This is a genomic window from Acinetobacter sp. ESL0695 (assembly GCF_029392135.1).
GTDB classification, from domain to species: Bacteria; Pseudomonadota; Gammaproteobacteria; order Pseudomonadales; family Moraxellaceae; genus Acinetobacter; species Acinetobacter pollinis.
Genome location: NZ_CP113932.1, coordinates 2450866 through 2467772 on the forward strand (window position 1 = coordinate 2450866; position 16907 = coordinate 2467772).

A 16907-nucleotide genomic window follows, 5' to 3' on the forward strand; every position below is an offset into this window, starting at 1 on the left:
TTAGAAATAGAGACTTTAGCTTGAGAATTATATTTGCAGGTACGCCTGAATTCGCTGCAACAGCCTTAAATGCACTTCTTCAAACTAACCATACTGTCGTGGCCGTTTACACCCAACCTGATCGAAAGTCTGGCCGTGGCCAAAAACTGACACCTTCAGCAGTAAAGCAAGTTGCTATAAATCATAATATTCCAGTTTTTCAACCATTAAATTTTAGAAGTTCTACTGAGGAAGGAATTCAAGCACAAAAACAATTAGGATCTCTAAATGCAGATATCATGATTGTTGCAGCATACGGAATCATTTTACCTCAAGCTATTTTGGATATGCCTAAATATGGTTGTCTGAATATCCATGCATCACTTTTACCTCGTTGGCGTGGTGCTGCACCCATTCAACGTGCAATTGCCGCTCAAGATAAAGAAACTGGTATCACGATTATGCAAATGGCAGCTGGTTTAGATACTGGGGATATGTTGCTTAAGAAATCGTGCTCAATAGAATCAAATGATAGTACATCTACGCTACATGATAAATTATCTTTGCTTGGTGCTGAAGCTATTGTTGAGACAGTATCATCTGTAACACATTTGAATAAATTATTAGCTCAACGACAAATACAAAAAGATGATGAAGTAACTTATGCCAGTAAGTTAACGAAGCAAGAAGCTCAAATTGATTGGAATGTTGAAGCGACACAAATCGTTTGTAACATCAACGCATTTAATCCATGGCCTGTTGCTTTTATACAACTCTCAGCAGAAAATATTAGAGTTTGGAAGGGAAAGGTTAGTCATCCTAAAAATAATAATGAATTAGACAATCTACAGGTTGGTACTATTTTAGATATTGACCATAGTGGAGTCAGTATTTTATGTGGTAAAAATACAGTGATTACTCTCACAAATTTACAATGGCCTGGGGGAAAACCTCTTAATTCAGAACAAATTTTACAAACTCAAAAATTAGCAGTTGGTCAGGTGCTCATATGAATCCATTACAATTTAACTTAAGAGCAAAAGTAGGCTATCTTCTATCTAAAGTTCAAGAGGGTGAATCCTTATCAAAACTTCTAGATGACCAACTAAATAATATTACAGAAAAAGATCGAGCACTTTTCCACCAACTGGTATTAGGTACACTGCGCTATTGGTATAATATAAAAGCAGCTTCACTACCCTTATTAAAAAAAGATTTAAATAACCCATACGTTGAAGGACTTATCTATCTTGGTATATACCAACTAATATTTACAAGAATTCCCCCTCATGCAAGTATATCGGAGACAGTAACCGCTGTTAAACAACTAGGTTTTTCTCCTTTAAGCGGTGTTGTAAATGCGGTTCTAAGAAAGGTTTCTAGAGATCAAGAAAACTTTAAACAGATCATTGTTAATGCACATGGACTACCAAGTTGGTTATATAAAAGATTAAAAAGAGATTGGCCAGAGCAGATACAAGATTTATGTTTGGCACTCAAAGAGCATGCTCCTCTCACTATCCGTGTTAATCAAAAACAAACTACTAGAAATAATTATTTAGCTTTATTAGAGGAAAATCATATTGAGGCTAAAAAATGTAATTTTTCTCAGAGCGGTTTACAGATTTTCTCAGCAATCCCTATAACTCAATTACCAGGATTCAAAGAAGGCCTGTTTTTTGTGCAAGATGAGAATGCTCAACTAGCTAGCGAAATATTTGATAAGAAGCTTGATGGTAAAACCATCATTGATGCATGTGCTGCACCAGGTGGAAAAACTACTCATATTCTTGAAAAATTCAAAGTAAATAAACTTATTGCTTTAGATAATAATGAAAATAGAATTCAAAGAATACAAGAAAACCTTTATCGTTTAAAACTGAATAACAGTAATATTGAGCTCATCAATTCAGATGCAACAACATGGCAGTCAAAAGAAAATATTGATATTATTTTGCTGGATGCTCCTTGTTCTGCAACTGGTGTAATCCGAAGACATCCTGATATTCAACTTTTAAGAAAAATGTCCGATATTACTCAAACAGTAGAATTACAAGAAAAAATCTTGAATAATATGTGGAACCAACTTTCCATAGGTGGATATCTTTTGTATATCACTTGCTCAATTTTAAAAATTGAAAATGAGAACCAAATGGAAAATTTCTTTTCTAATCATATAGATGCAAAAGAAATACCAATTAATAATCATTGGGGAATTAAGCAAAAATTTGGTCGACAATTACTTCCAGTCGATCAGTTTGGCGATGGATTTTACTACTGCTTAATTCAAAAAGTCATTTAATTTCATAAGAGCTATAAAAGAGATATTTATTTTTAATAATAAATATCTCAAGTTAGACTTTTAAATAATAAAATTCATTCTGAATTAGATCATAATTAAAACGCATAAAAAAAAGCCTCCTTGTGGAGGCTTTTTAGGAATTAGATGCTGGCGATGACTTACTCTCACATGGGTAACCCCACACTACCATCAGCGCTAAGAGGTTTCACTTCTGAGTTCGGGAAGGGATCAGGTGGTTCACTCTCGCTATTGTCGCCAGCATAACTTTTATGGAGAACATTGAGGTCTTAATTATTGCCTCTGTTCCACCAAATTTGGCATAACAGTTTATTCAATTGGTCTGTATTGTAACTAGGTTTATCACTAAATCAAGCTATTTGAAGAGAAATACAACTGTTTGGGTGTTGTATAGTCAAGCCTCACGAGCAATTAGTATTGGTCAGCTTCATGTATCGCTACACTTCCACATCCAACCTATCAACGTCCTAGTCTTGAACGGCTCTTTAGGTGACATAAAGTCACAGGGAAATCTAATCTTGAGGTAGGCTTCCCGCTTAGATGCTTTCAGCGGTTATCCCTTCCGAACATAGCTACCCGGCGATGCGACTGGCGTCACAACCGGTACACCAGAGGTTCGTCCACTCTGGTCCTCTCGTACTAGGAGCAGATCCTCTCAAATTTCCAACGCCCATGGTAGATAGGGACCGAACTGTCTCACGACGTTCTAAACCCAGCTCGCGTACCTCTTTAAATGGCGAACAGCCATACCCTTGGGACCTGCTTCAGCCCCAGGATGAGATGAGCCGACATCGAGGTGCCAAACACCGCCGTCGATATGAACTCTTGGGCGGTATCAGCCTGTTATCCCCAGAGTACCTTTTATCCGTTGAGCGATGGCCCTTCCATACAGAACCACCGGATCACTAAGACCTACTTTCGTACCTGCTCGACTTGTTGGTCTCGCAGTTAAGCGCGCTTTTGCCTTTATACTCTACGCGTGATTTCCGACCACGCTGAGCGCACCTTCGTACTCCTCCGTTACTCTTTAGGAGGAGACCGCCCCAGTCAAACTACCCACCAGACATGGTCCTCGACCCAGATTATGGGTCAGAGTTAGAACCTCAACATTACCAGGGTGGTATTTCAAGGATGGCTCCATAGTAACTGGCGTTACTACTTCAAAGCCTCCCACCTATCCTACACAAGTAAGGTCAAAGTTCAATGTCAAGCTGCAGTAAAGGTTCACGGGGTCTTTCCGTCTAGCCACGGGTACACGGCATCTTCACCGCGATTTCGATTTCACTGAGCCTCTGCTGGAGACAGCGCCGCCATCATTATGCCATTCGTGCAGGTCGGAACTTACCCGACAAGGAATTTCGCTACCTTAGGACCGTTATAGTTACGGCCGCCGTTTACTGGGGCTTCGATCAAGAGCTTCGCTTACGCTAACCCCATCAATTAACCTTCCAGCACCGGGCAGGCATCACACCCTATACGTCCACTTTCGTGTTTGCAGAGTGCTATGTTTTTAATAAACAGTTGCAGCGGCCTGGTTTCTGCGGCTGCCGACAGCTCAGGAAGCAAGTTCCATCACCATCAGCAGCGTACCTTCTCCCGAAGTTACGGTACCATTTTGCCTAGTTCCTTCAGCAGAGTTCTCTCAAGCGCCTTGGTCTACTCGACCTGACCACCTGTGTCGGTTTCGGGTACGATTCCTGTGTAACTGAAGCTTAGAGACTTTTCTTGGAAGCATGGTATCAGCCACTTCGTAGGTAAACCTACTTGCTATCGACTCTCAGCATAGAGCACCCCGGATTTGCCTAAGATGCATGCCTACTGTCTTCCACCTGGACAACCAACGCCAGGCTGACTTAACCTTCTCCGTCCTCTCATCGCATTACACAGAAGTAATGGAATATTAACCATTTTCCCATCGACTACGCCTTTCGGCCTCGCCTTAGGGGTCGACTCACCCAGCCCCGATTAACGTTGGACTGGAACCCTTGGTCTTTCGGCGAACGGGTTTTTCACCCGTTTTATCGTTACTCACGTCAGCATTCGCACTTCTGATACCTCCAGCATGCTTCTCAACACACCTTCATCGGCTTACAGAACGCTCCCCTACCACTTACGCTAATGCGTAAATCCGCAGCTTCGGCACATAGTTTTAGCCCCGTTACATCTTCCGCGCAGGCCGACTCGACTAGTGAGCTATTACGCTTTCTTTAAAGGGTGGCTGCTTCTAAGCCAACCTCCTAGCTGTCTATGCCTTCCCACATCGTTTCCCACTTAACTATGATTTTGGGGCCTTAGCTGGCGGTCTGGATTGTTTTCCTCTTGACTACGGACGTTAGCACCCGCAGTCTGTCTCCCGGATAGTACTCATAGGTATTCGGAGTTTGCATCGGTTTGGTAAGTCGGGATGACCCCCTAGCCGAAACAGTGCTCTACCCCCTATGGTATTCGTCCGAGGCGCTACCTAAATAGCTTTCGGGGAGAACCAGCTATCACCAGGCTTGATTAGCCTTTCACCCCTATCCACAAGTCATCCCCTGGCTTTTCAACGACAGTGGGTTCGGTCCTCCAGTTAGTGTTACCCAACCTTCAACCTGCTCATGGATAGATCGCCTGGTTTCGGGTCTATACCCAGCAACTAAACGCCCTATTAAGACTCGATTTCTCTACGGCTCCCCTATACGGTTAACCTCGCTACTGAATATAAGTCGCTGACCCATTATACAAAAGGTACGCAGTCACATAACAAAGTATGCTCCCACTGCTTGTATGCATGCGGTTTCAGGATCTATTTCACTCCCCTCACAGGGGTTCTTTTCGCCTTTCCCTCACGGTACTGGTTCACTATCGGTCAGTCAGGAGTATTTAGCCTTGGAGGATGGTCCCCCCATATTCAGACAAGGTTTCACGTGCCTCGCCCTACTCGATATCATTATCTAAGCCCTTTCGTGTACGGGACTATCACCCTTTATAGTCACACTTCCCAGAGTGTTCCACTAAAACTTAGATAACTTAATGGGCTGATCCGCGTTCGCTCGCCGCTACTGACGGAATCTCAATTGATTTCTTTTCCTAAGGGTACTGAGATGTTTCACTTCCCCTCGTTCGCCTCAACAACCTATGTATTCAGTTATTGATACCTACCTTATGGTAAGTGGGTTCCCCCATTCAGAAATCTCCGGATCATAGGATATTTGCCGCCTCCCCGAAGCTTATCGCAGGCTATTACGTCTTTCATCGCCTCTGACTGCCAAGGCATCCACCACATGCACTTAATTACTTGACTATACAACCCCAAACAGTCGCTTACGCGAACTTCAAGGTGTACAGCTTCAATCTCATACCAAAACGCTTGATTCAGTTAATTTGCTAGTTCTCATCTCATTTCAATTTGTCTCAATCTAAATTAATTAAAATTTCAATTAAAACGCTTCAAAATGTATGAGTGAACAATTTATTTCAGACTCAAATTGAATAATCTGTTAATGATTTTACATGCCTTCGTCAGGTCATGTACCGTGATTACTCACAGAGGTTAATATCAAGGTCGCATATCTTACACAATCTTTCTACTAAGCTCTATAAGCAAATAAGCTGTTTGCTTATTTATTAGCTTAATCTTAATTAAATTGAAATATCAATCGAACTAAAATCATGGTGGAGACTAGGAGAGTCGAACTCCTGACCTCCTGCGTGCAAAGCAGGCGCTCTACCAACTAAGCTAAGTCCCCAGCTTAAAATCATTTGTGAATTGTACATTATCTTTCGTCTTTGGTGGGTCTGACAAGACTTGAACTTGTGACCCCACGCTTATCAAGCGTGTGCTCTAACCAACTGAGCTACAGACCCTCAGATAATATACCGAAGAACAACTTGTTGTGGATTCTTACCAAGTCTCACCTTTTCGTTAAGGAGGTGATCCAGCCGCAGGTTCCCCTACGGCTACCTTGTTACGACTTCACCCCAGTCATTGGCCACACCGTGGTAAACGTCCTCCCGAGGGTTAGACTATCTACTTCTGGTGCAACAAACTCCCATGGTGTGACGGGCGGTGTGTACAAGGCCCGGGAACGTATTCACCGCGGCATTCTGATCCGCGATTACTAGCGATTCCGACTTCATGGAGTCGAGTTGCAGACTCCAATCCGGACTACGATCGGCTTTTTGAGATTAGCATCACATCGCTGTGTAGCAACCCTCTGTACCGACCATTGTAGCACGTGTGTAGCCCTGGCCGTAAGGGCCATGATGACTTGACGTCGTCCCCGCCTTCCTCCAGTTTGTCACTGGCAGTATCCTTAAAGTTCCCATCCGAAATGCTGGCAAGTAAGGAAAAGGGTTGCGCTCGTTGCGGGACTTAACCCAACATCTCACGACACGAGCTGACGACAGCCATGCAGCACCTGTATCTAAGTTCCCGAAGGCACCAATCTATCTCTAGAAAGTTCTTAGTATGTCAAGGCCAGGTAAGGTTCTTCGCGTTGCATCGAATTAAACCACATGCTCCACCGCTTGTGCGGGCCCCCGTCAATTCATTTGAGTTTTAGTCTTGCGACCGTACTCCCCAGGCGGTCTACTTATCGCGTTAGCTGCGCCACTAAGTCCTCAAAGGACCCAACGGCTAGTAGACATCGTTTACGGCATGGACTACCAGGGTATCTAATCCTGTTTGCTCCCCATGCTTTCGCACCTCAGTGTCAGTATTAGGCCAGAAGGCTGCCTTCGCCATCGGTATTCCTCCAGATCTCTACGCATTTCACCGCTACACCTGGAATTCTACCTTCCTCTCCTATACTCTAGCCATCCAGTATCGAATGCAATTCCCAAGTTAAGCTCGGGGATTTCACATTTGACTTAAATGGCCACCTACGCGCGCTTTACGCCCAGTAATTCCGATTAACGCTTGCACCCTCTGTATTACCGCGGCTGCTGGCACAGAGTTAGCCGGTGCTTATTCTGCGAGTAACGTCCACTTAGCCTAGATATTAGCTAGGTAAGCCTCCTCCTCGCTTAAAGTGCTTTACAACCATAAGGCCTTCTTCACACACGCGGCATGGCTGGATCAGGCTTGCGCCCATTGTCCAATATTCCCCACTGCTGCCTCCCGTAGGAGTCTGGGCCGTGTCTCAGTCCCAGTGTGGCGGATCATCCTCTCAAACCCGCTACAGATCGTCGCCTTGGTAGGCCTTTACCCCACCAACTAGCTAATCCGACTTAGGCTCATCTATTAGCGCAAGGTCCGAAGATCCCCTGCTTTCCCCGTAGGGCGTATGCGGTATTAGCGCTCCTTTCGGAACGTTGTCCCCCACTAATAGGCAGATTCCTAAGTATTACTCACCCGTCCGCCGCTAGGTCCAGTAGCAAGCTACCTTCCCCCGCTCGACTTGCATGTGTTAAGCCTGCCGCCAGCGTTCAATCTGAGCCATGATCAAACTCTTCAGTTAAAATCATTAATTCCTTAAGGGAATCAATCTGGCTCATTAATCACTAGCAAAAATATTCGCTCTCAAATAAATTTTCGAGTAAATTTCTACTTTTAATCAATGAATCTTAAATATATTCAGTGATCACTCAGTAAAAATCCACACAAGTTGTTCTTCAACTCTATTAATGATTCGCATCACTGATTCGTCATCAGCAAGCTAGGTCGGCTATATTACTCTCTTTTTAAAGAAAGTCAACTGTAATCTGAAAGTTTTTTTATCTTCTTCATCAAACCTCAACCTCAATCAATCTAAGAACTAAATCTTAAACCAATCAACTAAGTTATTGTTTATCAAGAAGTTTCTTTCAACATCACCGCCGATGGATACGCATTATAGACCAATCAATTCCAAACACAACCCCCTAAACCATTTTATTTCTATTTTATTTGTCAATAGAACAAATTGTAGACGAAACTGGGCGGTTTTTACTAAATATGGATACTTTTAAACCAAAACAAATGGAGCTAAAGCTATTTTTTAGTTTCAACCTTTATACTTTCAATATAAATCGGCTTTACAGGTACGTTTTGATACATGCCTTTATCTGTTGTTTCTACCTTTGATATTTTATCTACAATATCCATCCCTTTAGTGACTTTACCAAAAACTGCATAACCATCGTTATACATACTTTTATTTAAATTAGGATTATCAACCGTATTAATAAAAAATTGTGCCGTTGCTGAATCTGGATCGCTAGTTCTTGCCATAGCTAATGAGCCGCGAATGTTTTGTAGACCATTATATGACTCATTTTTTATAGGTGCCTGTGTTTGTTTTTCACTAAAGTTTTTGTCAAATCCACCACCTTGAATCATAAAACCCGGAATAACACGATGAAAAGTCGTATTGTCATAAAACTTAGTATTCACATAGTGTAAAAAGTTTTTTGTTGATAGGGGTGCTTGGGCATCATTAAGTTCAATCTCTACATTTCCCATAGATGTTTTCATCTCTACATAGGTATTTGCAAAAACTGACCCACATGCAAGCGTAGATAAGAATAAAAGAATCGATTTTTTCATGTACACGTGATTACTAAAATTTTATTTAACTTAATCTGTAACATGGTTTCACGTGAAACACAATTTTAAAAAGTTAAAGTGATACTACAATTTTATATGTAGGTATCACTTTACTTTCTATATTTTATTGAGCTGTTGTTGTTACGTCTGAAGCTGTAGAAGATGTCATTGGTGATGATATTTGACCAGATGTATCAGTTGAAGCCATTGGTACTGAACCTGCACTTGATGCATCTGTATTTTGTGAAGCTGTCATAGATGGCGCTGTATTTTTTGGTTCTTCTGCTTTCTGTGAAGCACAACCTACAGCCGACAAAGTGAATCCAACAACAGTTAAAGAGATTAAAGCTAGTTTTTTCATAATCAATCACTCGTTCCTAAAAGGAAAATAAATAAATACTCAACATCGGAGTATTTGCATCATGCATATTTTTTTAAACGCTCAATATGTTGAATCTGCTAAATTTTTAAAGTTTTTCTTTACCAGAGCATGTATTTTGTTAATCGATACTTATTGTCCATGCATGAATTAATTTACCTTAAGCTATTGCTATATCTATTCTTTTTTAAATTTATTCTTCTTTTATTGTTCACTTAATATCAAAATAATAATTTCATTTAGGTCATAGAAAGACACACTCAGATAACAAAGCGATATCTTTCTATATGCATAATCATGATTTTTTTGATTTTTATATTGTTATGGCCACTTCATTTCACCTTTTACAACTTTTGCTCCTAACTCTAAGCTACTTACTTCATGTAGATGAGGATATGCTTTTTTCATCTTTGAAATAAGTTGGTTTGCATCTTTGGTTTCACTTACAGCTTTCTCGTATTTTTCAAGGTATTGGATAGAAAAGTCTACAGCAGGCATATTCTGTAGTGACCCATGAGCCATATGCGCAGGAATTACAGTTTTAGGCATAAGCTTTTTAATATCTTGTAACGTCTCCAAAACCTCCTGTCTAGATGCGCGTGTTGATGTATCAGCCATCCATAAGTGAATACCTGAAGATACTGGAATACCTCCCACTACTGCTTTTAAGTGAGGTATCCATAAATAAGTTAGTTCTTTTTTACCCTTAATCTGAATATTTAATCCATCAAAATCTATTTCTTTCGCTGTATAGGTATGAGGAATAATAATTTTATGAGGTGCATTTTCTCCCATTTGCACAGACCAATAGTTTTGTTTTAGTTGATATGTATCTTGGATATGCTTAACCGTTTCAGGTGTAGCAATAATTTGTGCTTGAGGAAATATTTGTTGTAATACATCAAGGCCAAAATAATAGTCTGGATCACCATAACTCACAAAAATAGTTTTTAATGTCTTCCCACTATCTAATATATTTGCAGCGACACGTAATGCTTCAGATTTTGAAAACTGTGCATTAACTAGCATTACCTCTTTATCTGTTTCAATCAGTGTAGATGTGACTCCAAAATGTTCAGAGGATGCAAGAAAAGGTTGAATTTTAATATTTTCAGCATAAGTGTTCTGCATAAGCAGCGCACTATTAAATACTAAAGCTACCGATAACTTTTGTATGGTCGTCATATTTTTATCTCTTCTATTATGAGCAGTTTATTTTAATCTTCTTATATACGCTTTAAAGTTGCTCATTTAAGATAGTCTATTTCATTATAAGCAACAATTTTTTATGGATACCCTAAAAGCCATTCAAGTTTTTGTGACTATTCATCAATACGGAAGTTTTACTAAAGCAGCGGATCATCTTAACTATTCTCGAGCGATGGTATCTCGATATTTAGAACATCTTGAGGAAAAGTTTTCGACACGCTTATTTCAGAGAAACACGAGAAAAATATCTTTAACACCCGCAGGAGAACAAGCATTACTTTATTGTGAAAATATTTTACAACAAGAAAAGCTTCTATATGGATTGGCAGCTCATGAACAACATCAGGGCGTTATTCGAATTTCTTGCAGTAGTTTTTTGTTTCAAATGGGTGTAGATAAATGTATTGCTCAATTCCGTCAGCTTTTCCCAAAGGTAGAGTTCGATATTCAATTGAGTGAGTCCACCATTGACCTTATTGAAGATCGTGTAGATATTGCATTTAGGATTGCACAAAATATTGCAGATGGATTGATTGCAAGGCCAGTTTATCCAATCCCCTCTTCTTTTTGTGCAAGCCCTATCTATTTAAACAAGATAGATACTCTCACTCATCCAAGTCAATTGATTCAGCATGACTGTATTGTTCACTATGCTCAATTGAGTACTTGGACTTTTATTAACAGAGATCAACAACCTCAGAATTATACGGTAAAGAGTACATTTAAAAGTAATGATGTATTAGCATTACATAAAATGTGTGTAGAAGGTTGTGGAATTGCGATGTTACCGACATACGTAGTACTAAACGACCTAAAACATGGAAATCTAAATATTGTACTTCCCGAGTATACAGCACCAGATATTATGCTTTCCTTGGTATATACCTCTCGCCATCATCTTCCACTCATTTCTCAAAAATTTATTGCTTTTATTCAAGAAAACTTACCCATTCTTCTCAAAAAACATGAGGATTGTATTTAATTTGCGAATTAATAAATTTTAGTTCTTGAATTTTACTCTTGCGCCCATACCTTTAAGTTAATCATTTTACAAACTTCCCATGGCAGTTCAGCATAATGCCTGTTCAAGACTGAACGGATGCCAATTAAGGACTGTACATGTTTGAAAAACTTTTTAAACGGAGATCATCAATGGCGAACGAGCAAAAAAACCAAGCTCAAGAGAATCAGTCTGAAGTAGAAAAACACGAACAAGAAGCTCAGGTTGAAGAAAATAATGAGCAAGCTGATGTGAGCGCAGAAGATTTACAAGCCCAAATTACGAAACTTGAAGAAAGTTTAAAACTTGAAAAAGCACGTGCAGCAAATGCAATTTACGAATCTGAAAAAGTAAAAGAGCGTGTTGAGCGTGAAGCAGATACTGCGAAAAAATTTGCTTTAGAAAAATTCGCAAAAAGTTTACTAGATTCTGTAGACAATCTTGAGCGTGCAATTCAAGCAACAAGTGAAGAAAAAAGCCCTCTACTAGAAGGTGTAGAGCTTACACTTAAATCACTACTGACTACATTAGAAAAAAATGAAATCGTTGCTGTAGATACAGCCAATGGTTTTAATGCCGAGTTACACCAAGCGGTAGGTATTGATCCTGAAGCAAAAGCAGGTGAAATCGGAAATGTTTTACAAAAAGGTTACACATTATCAGGTCGTTTACTCCGCCCTGCGATGGTTACTGTTGGTCAATAATTAACTAATATTAGAGAATTTTTTTAATTTTTTTAATTTTTTTGCTTGAAAAAATTAGATTCACTCTCATATCGAATAACAAGCGAAAACATTGCAAAATAAATTTTAGAGGACACATTCAATGGCTAAGATTATTGGTATTGACTTAGGTACTACCAACTCATGTGTTGCAGTACTTGAAGGCGAAAAAGTAAAAGTAATTGATAACGCTGAAGGCGCACGCACAACCCCATCTATCATTGCATATAAAGATGGTGAAACACTTGTTGGTCAAAGTGCAAAACGCCAAGCAGTAACTAACCCAAAAAATACATTATTCGCAATTAAGCGTTTAATTGGTCGTCGTTACGAAGATTCTGCTGTACAAAAAGATATTGGTCTTGTGCCATACAAAATTGTAAAAGCAGACAATGGCGATGCTTGGGTTGAAGTAAACGATAAAAAACTTGCACCACAACAAGTTTCAGCAGAAATTTTGAAAAAAATGAAAAAAACTGCTGAAGACTATCTAGGTGAAGCTGTTACTGAAGCGGTTATTACAGTACCTGCGTACTTCAATGATGCACAACGTCAAGCAACGAAAGATGCTGGTAAAATTGCTGGTCTAGATGTAAAACGTATCATTAACGAGCCAACTGCAGCTGCACTTGCGTTCGGTATGGACAAAAAAGAAGGCGATCGTAAAGTTGCTGTATACGATTTAGGTGGTGGTACATTTGACGTATCTATCATTGAAATTGCTGACTTAGATGGCGATCAACAAATTGAAGTACTTTCTACAAATGGTGATACATTCTTAGGTGGTGAAGACTTCGATACAGCATTAATTGACTACTTAGTTGAAGAGTTCAAAAAAGAGCAAGACGTTAATCTAAAAAATGATCCTCTTGCACTACAACGTTTAAAAGAAGCAGCTGAAAAAGCAAAAATTGAACTTTCATCTTCAAATGGTACTGAAATTAACCTTCCGTACATCACTGCAGATGCAAGTGGTCCAAAACACTTAGTAATTAATGTAACACGTGCAAAACTTGAATCATTAGTTGCTGATCTAGTTGAACGTACACTTGAGCCTTGTCGTATTGCACTTAAAGATGCTGGCCTTTCAAGTAGTGAAATTTCAGATGTTATCTTAGTGGGTGGCCAAACGCGTATGCCACTTGTACAACAAAAAGTACAAGCATTCTTTGGTAAAGAGCCACGTAAAGACGTTAACCCTGATGAAGCAGTAGCAATGGGTGCTGCAATTCAAGGTGCAGTACTTTCTGGTGATAAAAATGACGTTCTACTTCTTGACGTAACACCTTTAACACTTGGTATTGAAACAATGGGTGGTGTACTTACACCAATCATTGAAAAGAACACAACGATTCCTTCTAAGAAATCACAAGTGTTCTCTACAGCAGCAGACAACCAACCTGCAGTTGATATCGCTGTTTACCAAGGTGAACGTAAAATGGCTCAACAAAACAAATTGTTGGGTAACTTTCAATTAGGTGATATTCCACCTGCACCACGCGGTGTGCCACAAATTGAAGTTTCTTTCGATATCAATGCAGATGGTATATTAAAAGTATCTGCGAAAGATAAAAGCACAGGTAAAGAACAGTCTATTCAGATTAAAGCAAACTCTGGTTTATCTGATGAAGAAGTAGAAGCAATGATCAGAGATGCTGAGGCAAATGCTGAAGAAGATCGTAAATTCGAAGATCTTGCAAAAGCACGTAATGAAGCAGATGCACTCATTTCTAGCGCAAATAAAGCTGTAAAAGACTTAGGTGATAAAGTTACCGAAGACGAAAAAACAGCTGTAAATACTGCAGTATCTGAACTAGAAGCAGTAACAAAAGAAAATGATGCTGAAGCGATCAAAGCAAAAACTGAAAGCTTACAAAACATCTTAATGCCAATTACTCAGCGTGCTTATGAGCAAGCTCAGGGCGCTCAAGGTGGTGCACAAGGTTTTGATCCAAATGCATTTAACCAAGAAGGTGGAGCTCAGCAGAAGAAAGCTGATGATGGCGTTGTAGATGCTGAATTTAAAGAAGTAAAAGATGATAAGAAATAAGATTTCTTAAAATCTAAAAAACCGTGCAATATGCACGGTTTTTTTATGCTCTAATATATAGACGCTTAAAATTATCATGATTTTTCATATGAGCTTTACCGAAGAACAAAAAGCAAAAATTTTATATATTTTAAAAATTCTCGCATGCGCCCTGATTGTAACTTTACTTGCTATTTGTATAGATAAGGATCATGTTTCCAACTTTTTTTTATGGAGCTCATTGACTGCCTTTTTTACTATTCAATACGATGCCAATAGTCCTGTCAATTTTAATCAAGTCACAGGCAATCTCATTGGCTCTAGTATAGGTGTTATTATTTGGTTACTTGTTTCACAATTCTCTAAAGAACATACATATATTAATATTGAATACTTATTACTAATTTTGGGAATATTACTAACTACAATTACATGCATACTTCTAAAACATGCTGAATACTGTGGTATCGCACTATCAGGCTTACTTATCGTTACGGTATACGATGTATCGCATAATACATTTCATGGCGCGCTACTACGTATTTTGTTTTGCGCAATTGGCTGCCTTATCGCATACATTGTCGACAAACTTAGTCATAAAATATTGAAAAATCATATATATAATAAAGCTTAATTTTTTGTGTATGCTATAAATAAGATAAACCTCTCTATTTTCATAGAGAGGTTTATCTGCCCACCCTCTGTTGTGTATTTATGTTTATAATTATTCTTTGTTTATTTTTTGTTGGGCAAATACAGAATATTAAATTTCACAAAGATATGATGTAGTCCAAAACCTACATATGAATAAATATTAGACAATTAATTTCAAATTATTGAATTATATTAATTTTTTTAATGTTAAATTAAGTAACTATATTGTTATTAAACGTGACTAAACTTTGGAAACTATAATATGGATCAATCAAATAATTTAATTACTGTTGCTGCAGCAATTATTTTAAATGAGAAGGGTGAGCTTTTACTGGTTCGCAAAAGAGGAACTCTCTTTTATATGCAAGTCGGAGGAAAACTTGAAAATGGTGAAGCCCCAAATCAGGCTTTAATCAGAGAAATAAAAGAAGAAATTGGATTAGAGGCTACAATTATTAAAAGTTATGGTGAGTTTTATACTCAAGCTGCAAATGAGAAAGGATTTGATCTGAAAGCTTATTTGTATCATGTAAAAATCGATGGTCAACCCAAATTATGTTCAGAAATTGAAGAGATAATCTGGATTAACCCATCGGCTACTCAGGATATAAATATCGCTCCCCTCACTTTGGATATTGTATTTCCTCTTGTCAGGAGAGAGCTTTCATAAAATACCAGTTTAATTTTTTAAACTACGAATTTTATTTAGAAACATCTGACCAGCTCGTCCATTTGGATTTAACCCTAACTTTTGCTGTTCTTGTGAAATGGCTTGACGTGTTTTGTCACCAATTAAGCCATCTGCTTCACCAATGTCATAACCTTTAGAGATCAAATAGGTTTGAATTTCTCTTCGTTCTGCTCTAGAAGTTCCTGCATCATCTGTTGGCCAAGGTGCAATAATAGGTCCATTGCCTTTTAAACGATCTGACAAATAAGCAATTGCTAAAGCATAGCTTTCCGCGGCATTATAACTATAAATTGCATCGAAATTTTTAAATACTAAAAATTTAGGACCACTACTACCTGCAGGCATGAGTAAACCTGCTACGGTATTCTCAGTAATATTACCTTGAACTAATGGGCTCCCATCTATTCTCGTTATTCCTTTAGAAAGCCATTCTGACAAAGGTTTTTTATTACGTCTTCCTTCATTATTAAATATAAATCCTGATGGAACTTTTACTTCAAAGCCCCAAGGCATGCCTGTCTGCCAACCTGATTTTTTAAGAAAATTTGCAGTAGATGCCAACGCATCAGAAGTATTAGAAACCAGATCTCTACGCCCATCACCATCAAAATCAACAGCCAATCTCTCATAGGTTGAAGGCATAAATTGTGTTTGACCAAATGCTCCAGCCCACGAGCCTATTAATTGATTTTCGGTTAAATCGCCACTTTGCAAAATTCTAATTGCAGCAAAAAACTCTCCTCTAAAATAGGATTGTCTTCGTCCTTCACAACTTAATGTACCTAAAGACTGTAATAAAGGATATTTACCAACAATGTTACCAAAATTACTTTCTACGCCCCAAACAGCAACAACGACTTCAGGTGGAACTCCGTATCTGTTTTGTATTTGACTTAGAACTTGTTGATGCTGATTTAACTGTGATCGACCTAAAGCGATACGTTCATCATCAACAAGACCCGATAGATAATCCCAAATAGGGGTAGAAAATTCTGGTTGATAATTTAACTTATCTAAAACAGAGTAATCTGGTGTTAAATTTTTTGTATATTGATCATATATATCATTTTGGATACCAGATGCCAGTGCTAGAGGCTTTATTTGAGCGAGACATTGCTGAAACTTAAGATCCGAATCTCCCTGTTGTACAGCAGTTTTGACAATTTTATCATTCACAACCAAAGGCATAATTTTTTGTGTATCTGACTTAATAACAAGCTCTGCATGAGACATCGTACTTATAGCAACAATAGGAAAAATAAATAAATTCAAATAATTTTTCATCTATACAATCCTTGGTTAATTTTTAGATTAATTTTTTTAGAATATCAGGATTTTTTTTAAATCTAATATATAAATCGTAACTTTGAATTCAAAAAACATATCCATAGATTTTGAATTCAAGTTTTCAAATTT

Annotated in this window: 10 protein-coding genes, 2 tRNA genes, 3 rRNA genes and 1 pseudogene; 7 read left to right on the forward strand and 9 right to left on the reverse strand. The window is 38.6% G+C overall.

Annotated elements, in window-relative coordinates; translation table 11 throughout:
* Positions 1-20 precede the first annotated feature (20 nt).
* Both fmt and rsmB read left to right on the forward strand, forming a co-directional pair.
* Entirely contained in the window at positions 21-992 is a 972-nt protein-coding gene (gene fmt, locus OZX61_RS11685) for a methionyl-tRNA formyltransferase (RefSeq protein WP_277094874.1), read from the forward strand.
* On the forward strand, positions 989-2281 hold the full coding sequence (rsmB, locus tag OZX61_RS11690; protein WP_277094875.1) for a 16S rRNA (cytosine(967)-C(5))-methyltransferase RsmB: 1293 nt from the start codon (positions 989-991) through the stop codon (positions 2279-2281). Before fmt ends, rsmB begins: the two co-directional genes overlap by 4 nt.
* A gap of 145 nt (positions 2282-2426) precedes the next feature.
* Here the strand turns inward: rsmB and rrf are convergent.
* The 8 genes from rrf to OZX61_RS11730 form a co-directional block, all read right to left on the reverse strand.
* Positions 2427-2541, reverse strand: a 5S ribosomal RNA gene (gene rrf / locus OZX61_RS11695).
* 148 nt (positions 2542-2689) lie between these two features.
* Positions 2690-5582 (reverse strand): 23S ribosomal RNA (locus OZX61_RS11700).
* A 369-nt stretch (positions 5583-5951) separates the two neighbouring features.
* A tRNA-Ala gene (locus OZX61_RS11705) sits at positions 5952-6027 on the reverse strand.
* A gap of 41 nt (positions 6028-6068) precedes the next feature.
* Positions 6069-6145: transfer RNA gene (locus tag OZX61_RS11710), tRNA-Ile, on the reverse strand.
* Positions 6146-6204: 59 nt separating this feature from the next.
* Positions 6205-7740 (reverse strand): 16S ribosomal RNA (locus OZX61_RS11715).
* The 16S, 23S and 5S rRNA genes sit together here with 2 tRNA genes alongside, the layout of an rRNA operon.
* A gap of 512 nt (positions 7741-8252) precedes the next feature.
* Positions 8253-8807 carry a peptidylprolyl isomerase gene (locus tag OZX61_RS11720; RefSeq protein ID WP_195772805.1) on the reverse strand — a complete coding sequence of 185 codons (555 nt, stop codon included), beginning with the start codon at positions 8805-8807 and terminating at the stop codon, positions 8253-8255.
* Positions 8808-8931: 124 nt separating this feature from the next.
* Positions 8932-9168 (reverse strand): hypothetical protein, encoded by a 237-nt coding sequence (locus OZX61_RS11725; RefSeq protein WP_277094876.1) that lies wholly within the window; start codon positions 9166-9168, stop codon positions 8932-8934.
* Between the two features lie 339 nt (positions 9169-9507).
* The gene (locus tag OZX61_RS11730) at positions 9508-10371 is read right to left on the reverse strand and encodes an MBL fold metallo-hydrolase (RefSeq protein ID WP_277094877.1); all 864 of its coding nucleotides are present in this window, start codon (positions 10369-10371) and stop codon (positions 9508-9510) included.
* Positions 10372-10474: 103 nt separating this feature from the next.
* Between OZX61_RS11730 and OZX61_RS11735 the strand changes: the two genes are divergently transcribed.
* The 5 genes from OZX61_RS11735 (at position 10475) to OZX61_RS11755 (ending at position 15470) form a co-directional block, all read left to right on the forward strand.
* On the forward strand, positions 10475-11377 hold the full coding sequence (locus OZX61_RS11735; protein WP_195772803.1) for a LysR family transcriptional regulator: 903 nt from the start codon (positions 10475-10477) through the stop codon (positions 11375-11377).
* A 170-nt stretch (positions 11378-11547) separates the two neighbouring features.
* A complete protein-coding gene (gene grpE, locus OZX61_RS11740) occupies positions 11548-12099 on the forward strand; it encodes a nucleotide exchange factor GrpE (protein WP_277094878.1) in 552 nt (183 codons plus the stop codon).
* Positions 12100-12220: 121 nt separating this feature from the next.
* Positions 12221-14167, forward strand: coding sequence for a molecular chaperone DnaK (gene dnaK, locus OZX61_RS11745; protein WP_277094879.1), 1947 nt, complete (start codon positions 12221-12223; stop codon positions 14165-14167).
* Positions 14168-14255: 88 nt separating this feature from the next.
* On the forward strand, positions 14256-14780 hold the full coding sequence (locus OZX61_RS11750) for an FUSC family protein (RefSeq protein ID WP_195772800.1): 525 nt from the start codon (positions 14256-14258) through the stop codon (positions 14778-14780).
* Positions 14781-15062: 282 nt separating this feature from the next.
* A complete protein-coding gene (locus tag OZX61_RS11755; protein WP_277094880.1) occupies positions 15063-15470 on the forward strand; it encodes an NUDIX domain-containing protein in 408 nt (135 codons plus the stop codon).
* Between the two features lie 9 nt (positions 15471-15479).
* Here OZX61_RS11755 and OZX61_RS11760 read toward each other — a convergent pair.
* A pseudogene (locus OZX61_RS11760) lies at positions 15480-16613 on the reverse strand (lytic murein transglycosylase); the annotation flags it as partial.
* Positions 16614-16907 lie beyond the last annotated feature (294 nt).